Consider the following 16,990-nt stretch of genomic DNA (forward strand, 5'->3'; position numbering starts at 1 on the left):
GGCTCGCCGGACCTCGGCGACCGGCCCAGGCGGCCCGGCCACTGGTCAGGCGGACTCGATGGCGGAGCCGACGCCCGGCACCCGGCGTAACCAGGCGGCTGGGTCTCGGATCTCGGCACCGGTGGGCAGGGTCCGGGCGGACGCCCAGATCCGGTTGAAGCCGGCCATCCCTACCTGCGAGACGACAGCGCGGACGAAGGCGGCCCCCTCTGCATACTGCTTGAGCTTGAGGTCGATGCCGAACAGGCGACGCACCATGCGTTCCAATGGGTTCGCCGTGGCACGGCGGTCCTCGAAACGGCGGCGGAGTTCGGGTACCGACCGGACGAGCCGCTCGCCAACTTCATCCATCACGTACTCGGCGTGGCCTTCGACGAGACTCATGAATCCGGTCAGCCGGTCGAGGATGACGCGCTGCTCCGGGGTCTGAACGATCTCGATGAGGCTGCGTTCGCCACGGTGCCGGGCCGCGTCAGCGACGACCACGAGAGCGTCGCGCAGCCGAGCCGCCAGAGCGGCCGGATCGAGGTCACTCGCCAGCAGGAACGCCGAGATCTCGCTGAGCACGTGCTCGCGCAACCAAGGCACCGCGGTGAACTGGGTCCGGTGGGTGACCTCGTGCAACGCCACCCACCGCCGGAAGTCCCGCGGGTCGACCCCCAGGCGGCGTTCGGTCTCGACGATGTTCGGCGCCACCAGAGAAAGCCGGCCGGACCCCTGGCCGGGGGGGAGGAACACCTCGTACTGGCCGAGGACACGGGTCGCGAGGTAACTCAGCAGGGCCCCCACCTGCACGGCAGCAACCCGGGAGCCGATCGCCGTTACCGCCGCAGACGCGCTGACCCCGCGGGCCGACAGCAGCTGCTCGGCGAGCGGATCGACGACGAGACGGAAACCGGTGATGTTGCTCCGGATCCAGTCCGGCCGGTCCACCACAACCACCGGCCCGGCCGTCGGATCCCCAGTCAGGCTCGTGAGCGCGCTGACATGCTCTTCGGCCTCGACGGCCGCGGCCCGCAGGTCGACGACGACGGCCTCCGCCGCCGCGTAGCCGATCGCCGGTCCGGGCGGGACGAGCCGGCATGCCGTGGCGACCGCGAGGTCCCAGTCGACGAGCCGGGGGGCTGACATGTCCCCTACGGTACGGGCGCACGCCGGCAGCCGCAGCCGGCGAGGGTCGCCACCAGGTTGTCGAGGGCTGGTTCGGCGAGCTCGAACCTCGGCGCATGCGGGGCCAGGACGACGAACACGAGCAACCGGCCGGAGGTGTCGACCACGGTCCCGGCGAGGCTGCTCACCCCGTCCAGGCGCCCGCTCTTCGCCCGGACCAGTCCGGCCGCGGCCGCCGCCGGACCGGAGCGGTAGCGACCCGCGAGGGTCCCGGTGAAGCCGGCGACGGGTAGCCCCTCGAGCACCGGACGCAGTTCCGGGTGGCCGGGCTCGGCGATCACGGTGAGGAGGCGGGCCAGCAGCATCGGCGGCACCACGTCGAGCCGAGAGAGCCCGCTCGCATCGGCGAGGTAGAGCCCGGTCGGATCCAGCCCCAGCCGAACCAACTCGGAACGGGTAGCGGTAGCGCCCCCCAAGAACGTCGCCGGATCGCCCAGGCGCACTGCAACTGCCCGGGCCAAGGCCTCGGCGAGGTCGTTGTCGCTGTCGGTCAGCATCTGCTCCACCAGGCTCAATACCGGCCGGGAATCGACCTCGGCCAGGATCCGGTCGCCGGCAGCGGACGCCTGCCGCTCGATCGCGGTGGAGACCACGAGCCCCGCCGACCGCAGGTCCGCGGCGAAGACCTCCGCAGCTTGATCGGCTGGATCCTCGGTGCGCAGCGGCCCGGTCCCCGAGCTGAGCCGTCCCTCCTGGTACTCGAGCGGGACCACCGGCGCGACGTCACCCTCGGCCACGTAGTGCGGTAGCCATCCGGCGGCCACCGAATCCCCGGCGTATCGAGAGAGATCAACGGCCAGCTGAACCTGCCGCAGGCCACGGGCACCGAGCGCCCGGGCGGTCGCGGTGGCCAGGTTGGGCAGGCCGTCGAACTGCGGGTCGCCGCCGCCCACGAGGATCACGGTGCTGCCGTCGAGGACGGTCACCGTTCGCAGCCGGGCCTGCGGACCCAGGGCCTCGAGGGCGGCGACCGCGACCACGAGCTTGACCGTGGAAGCGGGCGGCAGCGGCACGTCGGCGTTGCGACCGAAGAGTACTGATCCGGTTACCGGGTCTAGCACGACCGCGCCCACGCCCGGCCCGGCGCCTCCCGCATCGATCGCAGCGCCGAGACGGGCGGCCAAGGCGCTGGGCCGCGGATCCGGGGCCGCCGGAGACAGCTCGGGGAGCAAGGCCGGCCGCTCCGTCGCGGAAGGCGGGGCGACGGGGACCGACGCGCCCCCACGGGCCCCCGCCGCCGAGCTCCAGGTCGCACCTCCTCCGGCCGCCGCGAGGGCGACGGCCGCCGCGAGGGCGAGCCGGCTCGCGAGCATCTGCGGGCCTCCCTGCTCGGACATCAGGTGCAGGCGCGACACTAGCGGCGTGGACTTCGAGGTCACGGTGGAGATCCCGCAAGGGAACCGGAACAAGTATGAGATGGATCACGACACTGGCCGGATCCGGCTCGACCGGATGCTGTTCACCTCAACCCGCTATCCCGCCGACTACGGGTTCATAGAGGGCACCCTCGGCGCCGATGGCGACCCGCTCGACGCGCTCGTTCTGGTCCAGGAACCGACTTTCCCGGGTTGCTTGATCACCTGCCGAACGATCGGCATGTTCCGAATGACGGACGAGAAGGGCGGCGACGACAAGGTGCTCTGCATCCCGGCCCACGATCCGCGGCTAGCCCATCTCCAGGAAATCGACGACGTGGCGCACTACGACCGGCTCGAGATCCAGCACTTCTTCGAGGTCTACAAGGAGCTGGAACCCGGTAAGAGCGTCGAAGGCGCCACCTGGGCGGGACGCGAGGCAGCCGAAGCGGAGATCCTCGTCTCGCGGCAACGGGCCGAGAGAACCCACAGCTGATCGTGCCCACGGCTCTCCGTGGGCACGATCAGTTCGGCGGTGATGCAGTGCGGTCAGGCAGTCTTCGTCCGATCGCGGCTGCCGAAGCTCATCGAGAACCCGAGGCCGCCGACGAGCACGCGAAGGAACTCGCCGACGCCGATGAGCACGATGCCGCTCGCGACCGGGTTCATCCATGCCTCGCGCAAGTGCTGGCCGAAGACGGTGAACACCGAGTAGTTCAACGCCCAGCACACAGCCATGGCGACGAGAACCGAGCCGGTACGGCGGAGCGAGCTCGGAATCTTGACCGGAGATAGCTCGTCGACCACCTCGCCGACGACAGCTAGCGCGAGCGCGAGGCCCAGCAAGACGACGAAGGGGTACATGGGATGTTCCTTTCGTGAACACCGGTTCCGGTGCGGGGGCGACGCGGCGCGCCGCTCACCCTGGTTGGACTCGTTCGGCGACCATTGGTTACCGGTAACCCCTGCGGATTCGCGGGGTCCAAGGAGTCGGATGGACGTCGACGCCGCCATGGTGCGTGCCTGCCAGCGGGGCGAGCCCGGGGCGCTGGACGCGCTGATCCGGGCCACCTATGCCCAGGTGTACCGCTTGTGTCAGCGGATGCTGGCCGACCCCGAGGAGGCCGCGGATGCGACCCAGGAAGTGTTCATCCGGGTCACCCGGTCGGTACTCGGCTTCCGTGGCGAGTCGGCGTTCGGCACCTGGCTGCACCGGGTGACGGTCAACGTGTGCCTGACGGCGCTGCACCGACGTACCAGGGCGCGATCCACCGGGGTCGTGGCTGGCCGTCAGCCGTTCGCCGTTCCCGGCGACCTCACGGCGGAACGGCTGGCCGCCCAGAACCCGAACCCTGCCGACCAGGCGATCCGCGCCGAGCTGGCCCGTCGGGCGGAACGCGCCGTAGCGACGCTGCCCGAGGACGCGCGAACCGTGGTCGTCCTGCGTGACCTCGAGGGACTGTCGACGAAGGAAGTGGCCGACCTGCTCGGGGTGAGCGAATCCGTGGTCAAGGTTCGGCTGTGTCGCGCGCACGCCAGACTGCGCCGCGACCTCGCGGACGGTCCGCCGGGCCGTCTGGCGGGCGACGCGTGATGACGCCGAAATTCTGCCGCGAAGTTCAGGCACAACTGCCCGCGCTGGCCGGCGGGGAGCTTTCCGGCTGGAGCGACCGGACGGTGCGGGCGCATCTGCGGCGCTGCCCGGAGTGTGCCGGGCAGTGGGCCGATCAGCAGCAGCTCGGCACCGGTCTCAGCGCGCTGCGGGCGCACCCACCCGAGCCCCCAGCGCAGCTGCTCGACACCCTGCTCGATCAGGCCCGGGAGCCCGGCCTGAGGGCCCGCGCAGCGGTCCCTGCCCGCGGCGCCCTGAGCGGCGCGCGCCCAGAACTGTCGGTCGCGTTTCTCACGGTCGGGGCGCTGGCTTCGACCGCGCTGGGTTGGGCGGCCTGGCAGGGCGGACGGTCCGCCTGGCGGCACGGTGCCCGGCTGGCGACCCGACGTCGCTAATGGCCCGGCCCCGGCCAGTAGCCTCGCGCCCATGACCCTCCCCGTTCTGCGCCTCGCCGGAGTGCCCCTCCCGCTGGTCGGGCCGGCCCGGATCTACGTCTGCGGAATCACGCCCTACGACGTCACGCACCTAGGCCATGCTTCGACGTTCGTCTGGGCCGACGTGCTGGCTCGGATCCTGCGCGGTGGCGGAGTCGAGACCGCGACCTGCCGAAACATCACCGACGTCGACGACGTTCTCGACGCGGCGGCTCACCGAGCGGGCGCGTACGTCGACCGGTTCGCCGCCGTGCAGCAGTTCCGCTTCGACCAGGACATGACCGCCCTGGGCGTACGCCGGCCCGAGCACGAGCCGCGTGCGCGCGGCCACATCGGCCAGGTGATCCGACTGGCCGGCATCCTGCTCGACGGGGGGCATGCCTACCGGCGCGGCGGCTCGGTCTTCCTCCCCGGCGAGGCCGTGGCCCGGCGAGCCGGACTCGACCAGGGGAGGGCCGGGGCGCTCGTTGAAGAGTTTGGTGGTCATCACGAGGCTGCCGAGAACGCACTCGACGCCGTGGTGTGGCAGTCCTCTTCCGGCGACGAGCCAGCCTGGGACAGCCCGTGGGGACGCGGCCGGCCGGGTTGGCATGCCGAATGCGCCGCTATGGCGCTCGCGACTTTCGGCTCCTCCGTCGACGTACACGCCGGCGGGCGGGATCTTGCGTTCCCGCACCATGCCTTCGAAGCCGCGATGGCCGAGGCCGCGACCGGCGTCGTCCCGTTCGCGCGCGGATGGCTCCATGTCGGGGCCGTGCGCAAGGACGGCCGGAAGATGGCGAAGTCCGTCGGGAATCTCGTGCTCGTCGGTGACCTGCTGGCGTCCTACCCAGCGCCCGCCGTACGGCTGCTCATCCTCGACCGACCGTGGGCTTCGGACTGGGACTTCGAGCCGGCCGCGGTCGACGCGGCCGCTGGCAAATTGCAAGATGTGTACGCGGCGGCTGCCCGCAGTTCCGGACCGACGTCGGCCGTGCCCGAGGTGGAGCGAGCGCTCCTCGACGAACTCGATGTGCCGCGAGCGCTCAGCATCGGCTTGGAGGCGGGCGGCGAGGCGGCCCGCCGACTATCCGCCATCCTCGGTTTGCTGTGAGCACCGGGCCGCGTCCGCGGTCGCACCTTCCGCGTCCGGCGAGACACTGATCTGATGCGGATGTCGGCCAAGGCGGAGTACGCCACCCGGGCGATGGCCGAGCTGGCCGTACGCGACCCGGTAGGCCCGCCACTCAAGGCCGAGGAAATCGCCGCAGCTCAAGACATTCCCGCCAAATTTCTCCTCGGAATCCTCGGTGAGCTTCGGGCGGGCAACCTGGTGCGCAGCCGACGCGGGCCCGACGGCGGCTACCTTCTCGCGCGACCGGCGGAGACCATCACCCTGGCGGATGTGATCCGCTGCATCGACGGGCCGCTGGCCAGCGTCCGCGATCTGAGCCTGTCCCTCATGCACTACACGGGGCCCGCCGAACCGCTCACGGATGTCTGGATGGCGTTGCGCTCGAGCATCCGGACCGTGCTCGAGGCCGTGACCCTCGCCGACCTCGCCGGCCGCCGCCTCCCGACACACGTGGCGGCACTCGCCGGTCAGTACCGCCGGGAAGAGCTGGACCGGCACCCGCCAGCTCGGGAGGTCTGACTCCGGCGATGCTCGACTCCGAGCGCGCTCGCCTCGCCGATGCCGGCCGCGAACTGGCCGCCGAGCGGCTCGTCCTGGGCACGGCCGGCAACCTCAGCGCCCGGGTTGGAGGTCACCTGCTGGTGAGCCCGACCGGCGTCCGACTCGGCGACCTTAGGGCCGAAGACGTGGCCATCGTCAACCTCTCCGGACAGGTCCTGGACGGGCCTCGGCCGCCGACGTCCGAACTCGCCATGCACCTGGCGCTGTACGAGCGAGCGGACGTCGCCGCGGTTGTGCACACACATGCCCCGCTGGGAGTCGCCGTTTCGTGTGTCGTCGACGAGCTGCCCTGCCTGCACTACCAGATGCTGACGTTCGGTGGCCCGGTCCGGGTCGCCCCATACGCGACTTTCGGCAGCGCTGCGCTCGCCGAATCGGTGCGCGGCGCTATGCACGAACGCACCGCCGCGCTGATGGCCAACCACGGATCGGTCACCGTCGGACGCGACCTGCGGACGGCTCTCGAGCGGACGGTCCTCCTGGAATGGGCGTGCGCGGTCTACTGCCGCGCCTCGGCTCTCGGCCAGCCCAGATCACTGGGCCCGGACGAAATCGCGGCGGTCGCCGCTGCGGCCAAGGAGCTCGATTACCCCGGGCTGCTCGGGGACTAGGCGCGCTCCACGCCAGCCGGGTCCACTCCCGTTCGAGTCGACGTCACGAAACAATATTTCTCGTTGGGCGGCGGGCGAATCCGGTCGTATATTGGCCGCACGCGAGAAGGGAGGTGGTCCGCTTACATGTGTTTACAACGGACTCGTGAGGTGACTGTCCGCTAGTCGCCGACCCGTGATCTCGTGCGTCGGGTACGGCGCACGGCGAATTCCCGGCAGTCACCCGGCCCTCGAGCGTCGGTCTTAGTCCAACCGGCCCTGGCGATCCAGGAAATGCTCGGGGGCCGCTGCCTGCCGCGGGTCGCTCAGCGAAGCCGGGTCGCTCAGATCAGAGCAATCCAGGTCGCCGCGTCGGCAACACCGGTGACACCGAGGTGGGCACGCTGCTGGAATGCACGCACCGCGGCCACCGTCTGGGGGCCGTCGGAGCCGTCGACGGACAACCGGAAGCCGTGCGCCCGCAGACCAACCTGGAGTTGCTCGACTGTCGTTCCCTGCTCGCCCTGCCGGATCGGAAGCTTGAGCAGCGGGGCCGGGCGGAAGGCCGTCGGGAGCAACCCGTCCAGCCAGAGCGGCTCCTCACGGACAACCTGGCCGGTGTAGGGGGCATTGACGATGGTGTCGTGGCCGACGTAGAGCGCAACGTGGTAAATGGTCGTCGGTTGCACGAGATCGCTCGCATAGAAGACGAGGTCACCGGCCTGTAGCCGATTCAGCGGCACCGCGACACCGGCGCCGTACTGTGCACCGGCTACTCGGGGGACCGCGAGCCCGACCGACCGGTAGGAGGCATACACCAGGCCGGAGCAGTCATAGCCCTTCGGTCCCGTACCGCCCCACTGGTAGGGGTGGCCACGTTGGGCCAGGGCGAAGCGCATCGCGGCGGCGGCGATCGGGTCGGTGCTCGTCCCCGACGCCTTGGCGAGACCGCTCGTGAGCCGGATTACCTCGGAGCGCACCGCGGCCTGAGCGGGGCCGTCCTTTGGGGCGGCGTGGGCACCGGGCGATTGCACCTGAGCCGACGTCGGCTTGACCAAAGTTCCGGTCACCGCGCAGGCCGGGGTGTGCGCCAGCCTGAGGCCGAACCAGGTCAACGGGCCGACCGTTCCGGTGACGGGCTGGTGGAGGCGGCGTTGGGTCGCGACGAGGGCGGCTCGGGTCAAAGGTCCGAACCCGCCGTCGGGGGTGGTACCGATGGCGCGCTGGAGGACAGCCACCGCCGGCCCGACATCACCTTCGGTGAGCGTGGCGCAGGTGGCGCCGACACCGGTGCCAGCCGCTGGCTGGCCGCAGGCGGCCGTGGCCGTACCAAGCGGCAAGGCATGCCACGTCGCACCATCCACGACGCCGGTCACCGCCAGCCGATGAGCCCGTTGAAAACGCTCGACGGCACGGCGAGTCATCGGGCCGTAGTCTCCGTCGGCAGCAACCAGAACCGCCTTCTGGATGGTGGCCACCGCCGGACCGACGGCCCCCAAGGAAAGACTCGCGCAGATGGTGGTGACCGACCGGGCGGGAACCGGGCCGGCCTGGGCTGCTGCGGTCAATGCGGCAGTCGGCACCAGGGCGGCGGCGGTGAGCGCCACGCCGAGCACACGCATGCCCGACGCCTGCCCGATCGAGCTAGCCACGGAAAGGTCTCCTGATGGTTGTGGTGCCGCTGTTGCCCATGTGAAAGGTCGGCGCCGGACCCAGCCGACTTGACCGCCAGGGCGGAAACCGGAGAAATCGACGGCGTCAAACGAGGCGAGGTCGAACGCTGCACACCGGCACGCGGTCGCCGACGCCAGCGAATCTCCGCAAGCGCGGCCGGCCGAACTCCACCTGTTTCAGGTCGTCCGCGACCGCGTCGCGCAGATCGCCCGTCACCAGCACCTGTCCCGCATGCGCTAGCTCGGTGACCCGGGCCGCGACGTTGACCACATGCCCCACCACGTCGTTGCGCTGCACAACCACGTCCCCGTGGTGCGCACCGGCGCGCACGCGCAACGACCCCGGACGTGCCGCCACCAACTCCACGCCGGCGAGCACCGACGCGGAAGCTTCCGGGAACGTCATGAGCAGACCGTCGCCGAGGCGCTTCACGACCCGCCCGCCCCGGCTGCGGACAATGGGTCCGGCGCTTCGATAGTGCTCGACGAGGAGCCGGGCCGCCGCCTCATCGCCTTCAGTGGCGGTGAATCTGCTGAACCCTTCGATGTCGGTAAACATCACCGCCAGCCGACTCGTCGACGCGGCCGGATCCCGCTCCGCGTCCGACGAAGCGGACAGCACCTCCACGGCGGACAGCCCGAGAGCGGCAAGGGTGGACGGCCGCCGCTCGACCAGCCGCGCAAGTGACCGCTCCAGGACTTCGAATGGCGTCGCGCTCGTCATCGGGCCACTGCCCGGCTCGTCGACCCAGTCCCTTCGGAGCAAGCCCACATCCGTCATCCCGGCGAGCAATCCCGGGTCGGTGCGGCGGAGGAAGTCCACCAATCGCCCAGCCATGGCCGTGTGCACCGTTCCGACCACATGACGGCCACCGGCGAGTCGCCTGGAGAGCGGGCGGAAGGGCCGCTCGGGTTGTTCCTCCACGTTGTGATGATGCCCGAGGCGGGGGATCATCACAGACCCGGCTGCGATGATTCCCGGCGTTCGGGAGCCTTCTCAGTGGCGACGGCGTCCGAACGTGGAGGAGATCACGATGCGCTTGACGTTGCACACCTTCCTCACCCTGGACGGCGTCATGCAGGCGCCAGGCGGACCGAACGAGGACCGGGACGGTCAGTTCGAACACGGGGGTTGGTCGTTCCCGTACGGCGACCCGGACTTTGGCCGAGCCATGACCGGTTGGTTCGCCAACGCCGATGCGTTCCTCCTCGGCCGCAGGACCTACCAGATATTCAGCGCTCACTGGCCACTGGTAACCGACCCTGAGGACCCGATTGCGAGCAGGCTGAATTCGCGGCCGAAGTTCATCGCCTCGACGACCCTCGGAGCCGTCGACTGGCCCGGCGCCACGCTGCTCGACAACGACATCGTCGCCGAGGTCGCCGACCTCAAGCAGCAGCCCGGGAACGAGCTTCAGGTGCATGGCAGCGGAGGACTCGCGCAGACCCTGATCGAGCAGGATCTAATCGACGAGTACCGTCTCCTGATCTTCCCGGTCCGCCTCGGATCCGGCAAGAGACTCTTTCGGGAAGGCGCAAGAGCGGCGGCGCTCCGGCTGACATCCACCACGACGACGAGCATGGGCGTGATCATCAGCACATACCAGCCGGCCGGGAGCGCCCAGTACGGCTCGTACGAGAACAGCGCATCCTGAGCTCCGGTGAGACGCGGCGGATACCGTCACGGGCGTGACCTTCGGACTGGAACATCCAATGCTGCTTTACGACGGAGACTGCGCCTTTTGCACCGCGAGTGCCCGCCGGATCTCCGCCCGTTGGCGCGGGCCGGCCACGGCGGTGGCCTGGCAGCGGCTTGGCGGGGAGGGGCTGGCCCGCCTGGGGCTGACGGTGAGCGACGTGGAGCAAGCGGCCTGGTGGGTCCAGCCCGACGGATCGCGGAGTGCCGGCCATCTGGCGATCGCGCACGCGCTCATCGCCAGCGGCGGCTGGCGAGCCGCCATCGGCAGGCTCCTGGGCGCGAAGAAACTGCGCTGGGCGTTCGCTCCGGCCTATCGCGCGGTTGCCCGGCACAGACACCGCCTACCGGGCGCTACCGAAGCTTGTCGCCGGGACGGGTAAACCCCGCTCGCTTTCGCCCGCCCCCTCAACAGCCTCACCCTCCGACCGGGAAGTGTCAGATACTCCCTCCGTGCCCCGGTACAAGGTCACCCTGATCGCCGAGTTGGAGTCGCGACTGCCGCCGGATGCCCAGCTGCTTCGCACCGCGACCGGAGTCGCGGTCGAAATCATCGCCGGAAACTTCGTGAAGTTCAGCACGACCCAGCGCGGACGCGACCACCGCTGTGCCGCCGACCGGGTCACGGTCGACGTAGCCGGGTCGCTCGCACCGACGGCATCGCTGGTGGGTCCCGCGGTTTGGACCGTTCGACGCACCGGACTCCTCGCGCTCAGCGGTCGAAGGACCGGCCGGTCCTTCGCAGGAAACGGCGACGACGATGGGCTGACCGGGGTGCGTGAACCCCGTCGCCCGCTCCCCCCGACCGGGAGTACCTCACTCGTGATCGACAACCAACCTGGGCGAAAGCCCAGGTCAGAAGCCAGATGGAGCCGCCTAACGGAATCGAACCGTTGACCTGCTCATTACGAGTGAGCCGCTCTGCCGACTGAGCTAAGGCGGCGGACGCCTAACGGCCCGTCCAGTCTATGGGTCAGGAGCACACGGTGCCCGGACGGGGCAACTGCCGCGCGATGAGATATGCGTCGACATAGCCGTCGATGCAGCCGCTGCGTAGGTAGGCCGTGTGCCCGTCGCTGTTGTAGCTCAACAGTGTCGTGCGCAGTTGCCGGGCCAACGCCTGGGCCCACTGGTAGGGCGTCGCCGGATCGCGGGTGGTCCCGACGACCAGGATCGGCGGAGCGCCACCGGGCGAGATCGCGTGCGGCGTCTCTGCTGGTGGCACCGGCCAGTAGGCGCAGGCGAGGCCACCCCACTCGATGGCGGCGCCAAAGTACGGAGCGATCCGCTCGTTCCTAGCCGCCGCCCGCTCGTAGGTCGTCAGGTCGGTCGGTGACGGTCGATCGACGCAGTTGATCGCGGTGTTCGATTCGAGTTCGTTGGTGTAGGTGCCATTCGGGTTGCGTCCGACAAAGGCATCAGACAGTGCGAGGATCGGCGCGCCGTTCCCCCGCTCCGCAGCCGCGAGCGCTCGCTCGAGCGCGGGCCATCCGTAGGTGGGGTCGTAAAGAGTGAACGCGAGGCCGCTGAAGAACTCACCGGCGCCTGCGGTCCGGCCGCCACCCCCGGGCAGCGGATGATCGTCCACCGCACGGGTCAGGCGGTTGAGCTCCGCCATTGCGGCGGACACGCTCGAGCCCAGGGGACAGTTCGCCCCTTGCACACAGAACGCGAGAAAGTCGTCGAGATCCGTCTGGAACCCCTCGGCCTGAACCTCGTTGAGCTGGTCGACGGTAAGGGACGGGTCGAGTGCTCCGTCGAGAACGAGCGCCCGGATGTGGCTGGGGAAGAGCTGCACATATTTGGCACCCAGATAGGTCCCGTAGGAGAACCCCAGGTAGGTGAGCTTGGCATCGCCCACCGCCGCTCGGAGCACGTCCATGTCGCGGGCCTCGTCGAGCGTGCTCACGTGGGCGAGCAGTGCTCCACTTTCGTGCTCACAACCACCGGCGAACAGCTTCGCCAGGGTCACGAGGTTCGACAACTCGCCAGGTGCATCCGGAACCGGATCGGCCGCGACCTCCTCGTCCAGCGCGTGCGGGGACAGGCAGCGTACGGGAGTGGACTGGCCGACCCCACGGGGGTCGAAGCCAACGATGTCGAAACGGTCCCGGATAGCGGCCGGAAAGCTCTGTGCCGCGTCGAGCACGAACTGGACACCTGAGGCACCGGGGCCCCCGGGGTTGACGAGTAACGACCCGATCCGACCCGCAGTGTCGCGTGCGCGCAACCGAACCGCGGCCACCGTGATCGTCTGGCCACCGGGCTGGCGGTAATCGAGCGGAACGCGCAACGTGGCGCACTGGAACCCGTTGTTGCAACTGGACCAGGACAGCCGTTGGGCATAAAAGGCCCGGAGGGCGGCTGCCGGACCGGTGGCGCTGGGGGCGGCCAGCGCCGACCCGGTAGCGCTGACCGCGGGAGTCGCGGTGCCCCGAGCCGGGCCGTGCGCCGGGCTACTGCAGGCGGCAGCGGCGGTGACGAGGCAGGCCAGTACTGCGGCTAGGCGTCTGCGGATGTCTGCTCCTCTTCCGCGCGTACGGTTCCATCCCGGCGAGAGGTCTCGTAATCCTGCCGGGAGCCGCAAACACTAGCTTTCGGGCAGGCGCACCGGGCCCCGGAGTCGGACAGCCGGACGACGACCTGTTCGGCCGGAACGTTGTAGCCGACGACCCGGCCCGCCCCCTCCGGGGTATCGACGGCAGTGCCCAGTGCGGGAGCTTCGGCCTTGAACTTCTGATACAGCGGGTGCTCGTACTTAAGACAGCACATCAAGCGACCGCACGCGCCGGAGATCTTGAGCGGATTCACCGGAAGATCCTGGTCTTTCGCCATCCGGACCGAGACCGGCTCGAAGTCTTTGAGAAACGTCGAACAGCACAGATCGCGCCCGCAGGGTCCGATGCCGCCCTGCACTCGCGCCTCGTCGCGAGCACCCAGTTGGCGCAGGATGACCTTGGCCCCGAGACTCCGGGACAGGCTACGTACCAGCTCCCGGAAGTCGACCCGGTGAGGCGCGGAAAAGTAGATCGTGAACCGGTCTCCCGACCATCCGGGCGGCCGAGCGGGATCGCGGTCGCGCACGTCGACGAAGTCCACGCCGACGATCTTCATGGGCGCACCCGACTCGCGGACGAGGCGCTTGACCAGTACCCGGGCTTCCGCGCGACGTCGGCGGTTGCGCTCGTCTCGCTCCAGGTCGGCCTGGCTGGCCAGTCCGCCCAGCTGGGGTAGCCCACCGACCTGCTCGTCAACCCACTGTGGCGCCCAGACACACTCGGCGACTTCCGGCCCGTCTTCGGTCGGCACCAGGACTTTGTCTCCCACCCGTGGAGCGTGTCGCCCCGGGTCCAGGTAGTAGAGCCGTCCATGGCGCTCGAAGCTCACGGCGCAGATCATGCCCACGAGCGGGTGACCTCCCTCCGGGATGCGTGTCGATCAGCCTATGTCGCACATCTCGCACCCGCTGGCCGCCGCGGGACGAATCTCAGCTGGCGTGCAGGGCCAGCAGCATGGACTCAACGGCGAGCAACGGCGCCACATTCGCCTCGATCGCCGCGCGGGCATCGAGAATCGCCTCGATCCGGCGCAGACTGGCCTCCGTGGTGGTGGCCGCTGCCGTCGCGGCCAGCGCCGGCCCCAGATCCGCGCAGGTCAACGGGACCGGCGCCGACCCGCGGCCGAGCTGGAGGACGAGCACGTCCCGGTAGAACCCCGCCAGGTCGGTCAGGGCCCGGTCGAGCGCATCGCGCTTGCTTCGGGTGAGCCGGGAGCGCTGCGCGTCCTCGAGGTCCTTGAATGTGCCGGCACTGCCCCTCGGCCGGCGCGAACCACCCACACCCATCGCGACCTCCAGAGCCGACAGCTCACTGGCGTCCCGCTCTACCGTCGCGGCAGCCGCCTCGTTGTCGGCCGCCGCGACTAGAGCTTCCGCAGCGGCGAAGCACCTGGGCACGGTTGCGACTGCCGCCGGAATGGCCAGCACATCGCGCCGGCGGGCCCGCCCCTGCTCGTCGCGGGCCAGCCAGCGTGCACGGCCGACGTGTCCACCGGCAGCCTGCGCGGCGAACTGCGCGATGGCTCGGTCCACACCCTCGCGCCGGACCAGATGGTCGGTTACGGCACGGACCGAGGGGAGCCGCAGGCTGATCAGGCGGCACCTGGAACGGATCGTGGGCAAGAGATCTTCCGGAGAGGGCGCGCAGAGCAGGAAGACACCCCGCGGGGGCGGTTCCTCGATCGCCCGGAGCAGGGTGTTTCCGGTCCGGTCCTCCATGCGGTCGGCGTCCTCGATCACGGTGATCTGCCACCGGCCCAGGCTGGGGCTTCTGGCGGCCCGCGAGACGATCTCCCGGGTTTCCCGGATCGACAGGTGCAGCCCTTCGGGCACGACGTGATCGACGTCGGGGTGCGTCCCAACCTGCACGGTGCGGCAGGAATGGCAGTCTCCGCAGCCACTGGACGGGCATTGGAGCGCAGTCGCGAAGGCCCGGGCGGCTACCGATCGGCCGGATCCGGGCGGTCCGGTGAAGAGCCAGGCGTGGGTCATCGACGCGCCGAGGCGCCCGGCAAGTTCGTCGGCCGCGGACGCCACGGCCTCGGTCAGCCGGGCGATCACTGAGCCCTGGTCGATGAGCCCGTCGTACGCGTTCATAGGTCCGCCCTTGCGGCGGGCCTGGCTGCCTCCGCCGCGGTCGCCGTCACCGGCTTGGGGAGCAATGGCTCGACTCGGGCGCGGACCAGGCTGGCGACTTCGTCGGCGGGCAGCCCCGCGTCCACGACTAGGTAACGGTGGGGTCGGCGGCGGGCGAGTTCAAGGAAGCGCGCCCGTACCCGGTCGTGAAACTCCGTCGGCTCCGACTCGATGCGGTCCAGGGGGGCTCGCCTGCGCGCCAGGCCGAGCTGCGGCGAGACGTCGAGGACGACCGTAAGGTCCGGAACCAGACCATGGGTGGCCCATCGGGAGAGTCGGGCTACCTCGCCGGCGGCCAGGGTCCGGCCGGCCCCCTGGTAGGCCAGCGAAGAATCAACGTAACGGTCGGTGACGACAACCGCGCCTCGGTCTAGCGCCGGGGCAACTACCTCGTCGACATGCTGGGCCCGATCGGCGGCATAGAGCAGGGCCTCGGTTCGCGGGGCCATCGGCTGATCGCGCCGGTCCAGCAATGTGGCCCGCAACTGCTGCCCGACGGTCGTGGCTCCCGGCTCCATAGTGGTTACCACTGGATGGCCGTGCTCGGCAAGCCAGTCAGTGAGCAGCGCCACCTGCGTGGACTTACCCGCCCCGTCCCCGCCTTCGAAGGCGACGAAAACACCGCGGGGGTGCCGGCGCCCGGGTGCGACGAACGCTCCGAGCAGCTCCGACCACAGCGGGACGCCAGGATGATCGTCCATCAGCCGGTAGCAGGCGACGCCGATCACGGCGCAGACGACCCCGGCCCCGAGCAGCGTCACGACGACCCCGTCGACGCGCAGTCCCACGTGGACGAAGTGGAAGCGATGCGGGCCGATGGCTCCGGCGATGAACGGTGTGGTGGCCAGGACAAGGAGCAGGTCGATCCGCATGACCGTGTAGATGAACGAGAACGTCCGGCCGCGGCGATCGTCGGACACCTCGAGCCCCACCAGGGTGATCGCCGTCACCCAAGTGATCCCCGCGAAGAAGCCGACGATGAACGTCATGAGGATGGCCAGCAGGAGGTTCGGCATCACCGCGTCGACCGCGAGCGCGACCCCGGCGCTGATGATCACTAAGCCCATGAGCCGTCGACGCCCCAGGCCCGGGACGACCCGACTCGCGCTGAGCATGCCGATAGCGAGGCCGAGGAAGACGGTTGCGAACAAGGTTCCATAGGCGGCGTTGCCGCCGCCCAGGTCAGCAGCGAACGGTCTCCCCAAACCGATCGTCGCGGCTCCGGCGGCGACCGCCCCGAGGATGCCGATGGTAAGACCGCGTAACCATCGGGACGAGCCGATGAAGCGCCAGCCCTCGGAGATCGATCTGACCATCCCGACCTGCTCGCTGCCCTCGGGAGTGACGCGAGCTCGCGCCCGGGAGATTTCCGGGATCCGGAACACGGTGTATGCGGAGTACAGGAACGTCCCGGCATCGAAGTAGAGGGCGAGATCCACCGAATTGGTTTTTGCCTTCAGATAAGGCAAACCCGCCGCCAAGGCGCTGTTCAGCAGAGAGACGAGGGAGAACACTCCGGCCGCGACCGCCGCCGAGCCGTACGACGAGATAAGCGAGAGCTGGTTGGCCGCTTCCAGCCGATCGCGGGGCACCAGGTTGGGGACCGACGCTTCCTTGGCGGGAATCCAGAACAGGCTGAAGCACTCGGTGAGAAAGGATGCGATGAACAGCCACGACAGTGTGCGCACCAGTGGGATCGACGCGTAGAGGCCGAAGCGCACGATATCCGCGACGACCATCGTGTAACGCCGATCGAAACGGTCGACGAACGCCCCGGCGAAAGGCCCGATGACGAGCGCCGGGAGCAGGCGCACGATGAGGATGCCGCCGACGGCGTACGCCTGATGGGAGTAGCCGTGCACGAGCGCGTAGGCGAGCGCCGTCGTGGCGAGCAGGCCGAGCCAATCTCCGAGGCTGGACAGGGACAGGTTGATCCAGAGCCGGCGGAACGCCGGTATGCGTAAGACCGTGAACAGGCCGGGAGGCTGGACGATAGCCACGTCATCGCCGTCGGATCGGCGGATGGCGTCCGGGCTGGTCATGGTCTCCGGTCTCGAAGGCGCCCAGCGGCCTCCGTTCTCGGGGCCGCTCG

The 16,990-nt window shown here is 69.7% G+C and carries 17 protein-coding genes and 1 tRNA gene; 8 read left to right on the top strand and 10 right to left on the bottom strand.

Features of this window, described 5'->3' with window-relative positions:
- Positions 1 to 45: 45 nt before the first annotated feature.
- Both VNG13_09160 and dacB read right to left on the bottom strand, forming a co-directional pair.
- Positions 46 to 1,131, bottom strand: a complete 1,086-nt coding sequence (locus tag VNG13_09160; protein HVA60688.1) for a zinc-dependent metalloprotease — start codon at positions 1,129 to 1,131, stop codon at positions 46 to 48.
- A 5-nt stretch (positions 1,132 to 1,136) separates the two neighbouring features.
- A complete protein-coding gene (gene dacB, locus VNG13_09165; protein HVA60689.1) occupies positions 1,137 to 2,507 on the bottom strand; it encodes a D-alanyl-D-alanine carboxypeptidase/D-alanyl-D-alanine-endopeptidase in 1,371 nt (456 codons plus the stop codon).
- A gap of 25 nt (positions 2,508 to 2,532) precedes the next feature.
- Between dacB and VNG13_09170 the strand changes: the two genes are divergently transcribed.
- Entirely contained in the window at positions 2,533 to 3,021 is a 489-nt protein-coding gene (locus tag VNG13_09170; protein ID HVA60690.1) for an inorganic diphosphatase, read from the top strand.
- Positions 3,022 to 3,074: 53 nt separating this feature from the next.
- On the opposite strand, the gene VNG13_09175 is transcribed toward VNG13_09170, so the two are convergent.
- Positions 3,075 to 3,389 (bottom strand): hypothetical protein, encoded by a 315-nt coding sequence (locus tag VNG13_09175; GenBank protein ID HVA60691.1) that lies wholly within the window; start codon positions 3,387 to 3,389, stop codon positions 3,075 to 3,077.
- A 130-nt stretch (positions 3,390 to 3,519) separates the two neighbouring features.
- Between VNG13_09175 and VNG13_09180 the strand changes: the two genes are divergently transcribed.
- Genes VNG13_09180 through VNG13_09200 form a run of 5 tightly spaced genes read left to right on the top strand, consistent with a single transcriptional unit; the run spans position 3,520 to position 6,857 of the window.
- Positions 3,520 to 4,119, top strand: a complete 600-nt coding sequence (locus VNG13_09180) for a sigma-70 family RNA polymerase sigma factor (protein HVA60692.1) — start codon at positions 3,520 to 3,522, stop codon at positions 4,117 to 4,119.
- Positions 4,119 to 4,532, top strand: coding sequence for an anti-sigma factor (locus tag VNG13_09185; protein ID HVA60693.1), 414 nt, complete (start codon positions 4,119 to 4,121; stop codon positions 4,530 to 4,532). Before VNG13_09180 ends, VNG13_09185 begins: the two co-directional genes overlap by 1 nt.
- A 31-nt stretch (positions 4,533 to 4,563) precedes the next feature.
- Positions 4,564 to 5,664: a cysteine--1-D-myo-inosityl 2-amino-2-deoxy-alpha-D-glucopyranoside ligase gene (locus VNG13_09190; protein ID HVA60694.1), complete on the top strand. Its 1,101-nt coding sequence runs from the start codon at positions 4,564 to 4,566 to the stop codon at positions 5,662 to 5,664.
- Positions 5,665 to 5,718: 54 nt separating this feature from the next.
- Entirely contained in the window at positions 5,719 to 6,204 is a 486-nt protein-coding gene (locus VNG13_09195; GenBank protein HVA60695.1) for an Rrf2 family transcriptional regulator, read from the top strand.
- Positions 6,205 to 6,212: 8 nt separating this feature from the next.
- Positions 6,213 to 6,857 (top strand): class II aldolase/adducin family protein, encoded by a 645-nt coding sequence (locus VNG13_09200; protein HVA60696.1) that lies wholly within the window; start codon positions 6,213 to 6,215, stop codon positions 6,855 to 6,857.
- A 323-nt stretch (positions 6,858 to 7,180) separates the two neighbouring features.
- Here VNG13_09200 and VNG13_09205 read toward each other — a convergent pair whose 3' ends face one another.
- Both VNG13_09205 and VNG13_09210 read right to left on the bottom strand, forming a co-directional pair.
- Positions 7,181 to 8,488 carry a peptidoglycan-binding protein gene (locus VNG13_09205; protein HVA60697.1) on the bottom strand — a complete coding sequence of 436 codons (1,308 nt, stop codon included), beginning with the start codon at positions 8,486 to 8,488 and terminating at the stop codon, positions 7,181 to 7,183.
- Between the two features lie 106 nt (positions 8,489 to 8,594).
- Positions 8,595 to 9,434, bottom strand: a complete 840-nt coding sequence (locus tag VNG13_09210) for an adenylate/guanylate cyclase domain-containing protein (GenBank protein ID HVA60698.1) — start codon at positions 9,432 to 9,434, stop codon at positions 8,595 to 8,597.
- Between the two features lie 109 nt (positions 9,435 to 9,543).
- Between VNG13_09210 and VNG13_09215 the strand changes: the two genes are divergently transcribed.
- Complete coding sequence (locus VNG13_09215; GenBank protein ID HVA60699.1) at positions 9,544 to 10,164, top strand: dihydrofolate reductase family protein; 621 nt, start codon at positions 9,544 to 9,546, stop codon at positions 10,162 to 10,164.
- 34 nt (positions 10,165 to 10,198) lie between these two features.
- Positions 10,199 to 10,588, top strand: coding sequence for a DCC1-like thiol-disulfide oxidoreductase family protein (locus VNG13_09220; protein HVA60700.1), 390 nt, complete (start codon positions 10,199 to 10,201; stop codon positions 10,586 to 10,588).
- Between the two features lie 484 nt (positions 10,589 to 11,072).
- On the opposite strand, the gene VNG13_09225 is transcribed toward VNG13_09220, so the two are convergent.
- The 5 genes from VNG13_09225 to tmk form a co-directional block, all read right to left on the bottom strand.
- Positions 11,073 to 11,148: transfer RNA gene (locus VNG13_09225), tRNA-Thr, on the bottom strand.
- A gap of 30 nt (positions 11,149 to 11,178) precedes the next feature.
- Complete coding sequence (locus VNG13_09230) at positions 11,179 to 12,498, bottom strand: alpha/beta hydrolase (protein ID HVA60701.1); 1,320 nt, start codon at positions 12,496 to 12,498, stop codon at positions 11,179 to 11,181.
- A 209-nt stretch (positions 12,499 to 12,707) separates the two neighbouring features.
- On the bottom strand, positions 12,708 to 13,592 hold the full coding sequence (ricT, locus tag VNG13_09235; GenBank protein ID HVA60702.1) for a regulatory iron-sulfur-containing complex subunit RicT: 885 nt from the start codon (positions 13,590 to 13,592) through the stop codon (positions 12,708 to 12,710).
- 100 nt (positions 13,593 to 13,692) lie between these two features.
- A complete protein-coding gene (locus tag VNG13_09240) occupies positions 13,693 to 14,859 on the bottom strand; it encodes a DNA polymerase III subunit delta' (GenBank protein ID HVA60703.1) in 1,167 nt (388 codons plus the stop codon).
- The gene (tmk, locus tag VNG13_09245) at positions 14,856 to 16,940 is read right to left on the bottom strand and encodes a dTMP kinase (GenBank protein HVA60704.1); all 2,085 of its coding nucleotides are present in this window, start codon (positions 16,938 to 16,940) and stop codon (positions 14,856 to 14,858) included. Before tmk ends, VNG13_09240 begins: the two co-directional genes overlap by 4 nt.
- Between the last annotated feature and the right edge of the window lie 50 nt (positions 16,941 to 16,990).

Source organism: Mycobacteriales bacterium (assembly GCA_035533475.1).
Lineage (GTDB): Bacteria > Actinomycetota > Actinomycetes > DATLTS01 > DATLTS01 > DATLTS01.

Excerpts from the sequence above, each read along its gene's own strand:
- VNG13_09160 (HVA60688.1), bottom strand. The coding sequence starts at position 1,131 with ATGTCAGCCCCCCGGCTCGTCGACTGGGACCTCGCGGTCGCCACGGCA.
- dacB (HVA60689.1), bottom strand. The coding sequence starts at position 2,507 with ATGTCCGAGCAGGGAGGCCCGCAGATGCTCGCGAGCCGGCTCGCCCTC.
- VNG13_09175 (HVA60691.1), bottom strand. The coding sequence starts at position 3,389 with ATGTACCCCTTCGTCGTCTTGCTGGGCCTCGCGCTCGCGCTAGCTGTC.
- VNG13_09180 (HVA60692.1), top strand. The coding sequence starts at position 3,520 with ATGGACGTCGACGCCGCCATGGTGCGTGCCTGCCAGCGGGGCGAGCCC.
- VNG13_09185 (HVA60693.1), top strand. The coding sequence starts at position 4,119 with ATGACGCCGAAATTCTGCCGCGAAGTTCAGGCACAACTGCCCGCGCTG.
- VNG13_09190 (HVA60694.1), top strand. The coding sequence starts at position 4,564 with ATGACCCTCCCCGTTCTGCGCCTCGCCGGAGTGCCCCTCCCGCTGGTC.
- VNG13_09195 (HVA60695.1), top strand. The coding sequence starts at position 5,719 with ATGCGGATGTCGGCCAAGGCGGAGTACGCCACCCGGGCGATGGCCGAG.
- VNG13_09200 (HVA60696.1), top strand. The coding sequence starts at position 6,213 with ATGCTCGACTCCGAGCGCGCTCGCCTCGCCGATGCCGGCCGCGAACTG.
- VNG13_09215 (HVA60699.1), top strand. The coding sequence starts at position 9,544 with ATGCGCTTGACGTTGCACACCTTCCTCACCCTGGACGGCGTCATGCAG.
- VNG13_09240 (HVA60703.1), bottom strand. The coding sequence starts at position 14,859 with ATGAACGCGTACGACGGGCTCATCGACCAGGGCTCAGTGATCGCCCGG.
- tmk (HVA60704.1), bottom strand. The coding sequence starts at position 16,940 with ATGACCAGCCCGGACGCCATCCGCCGATCCGACGGCGATGACGTGGCT.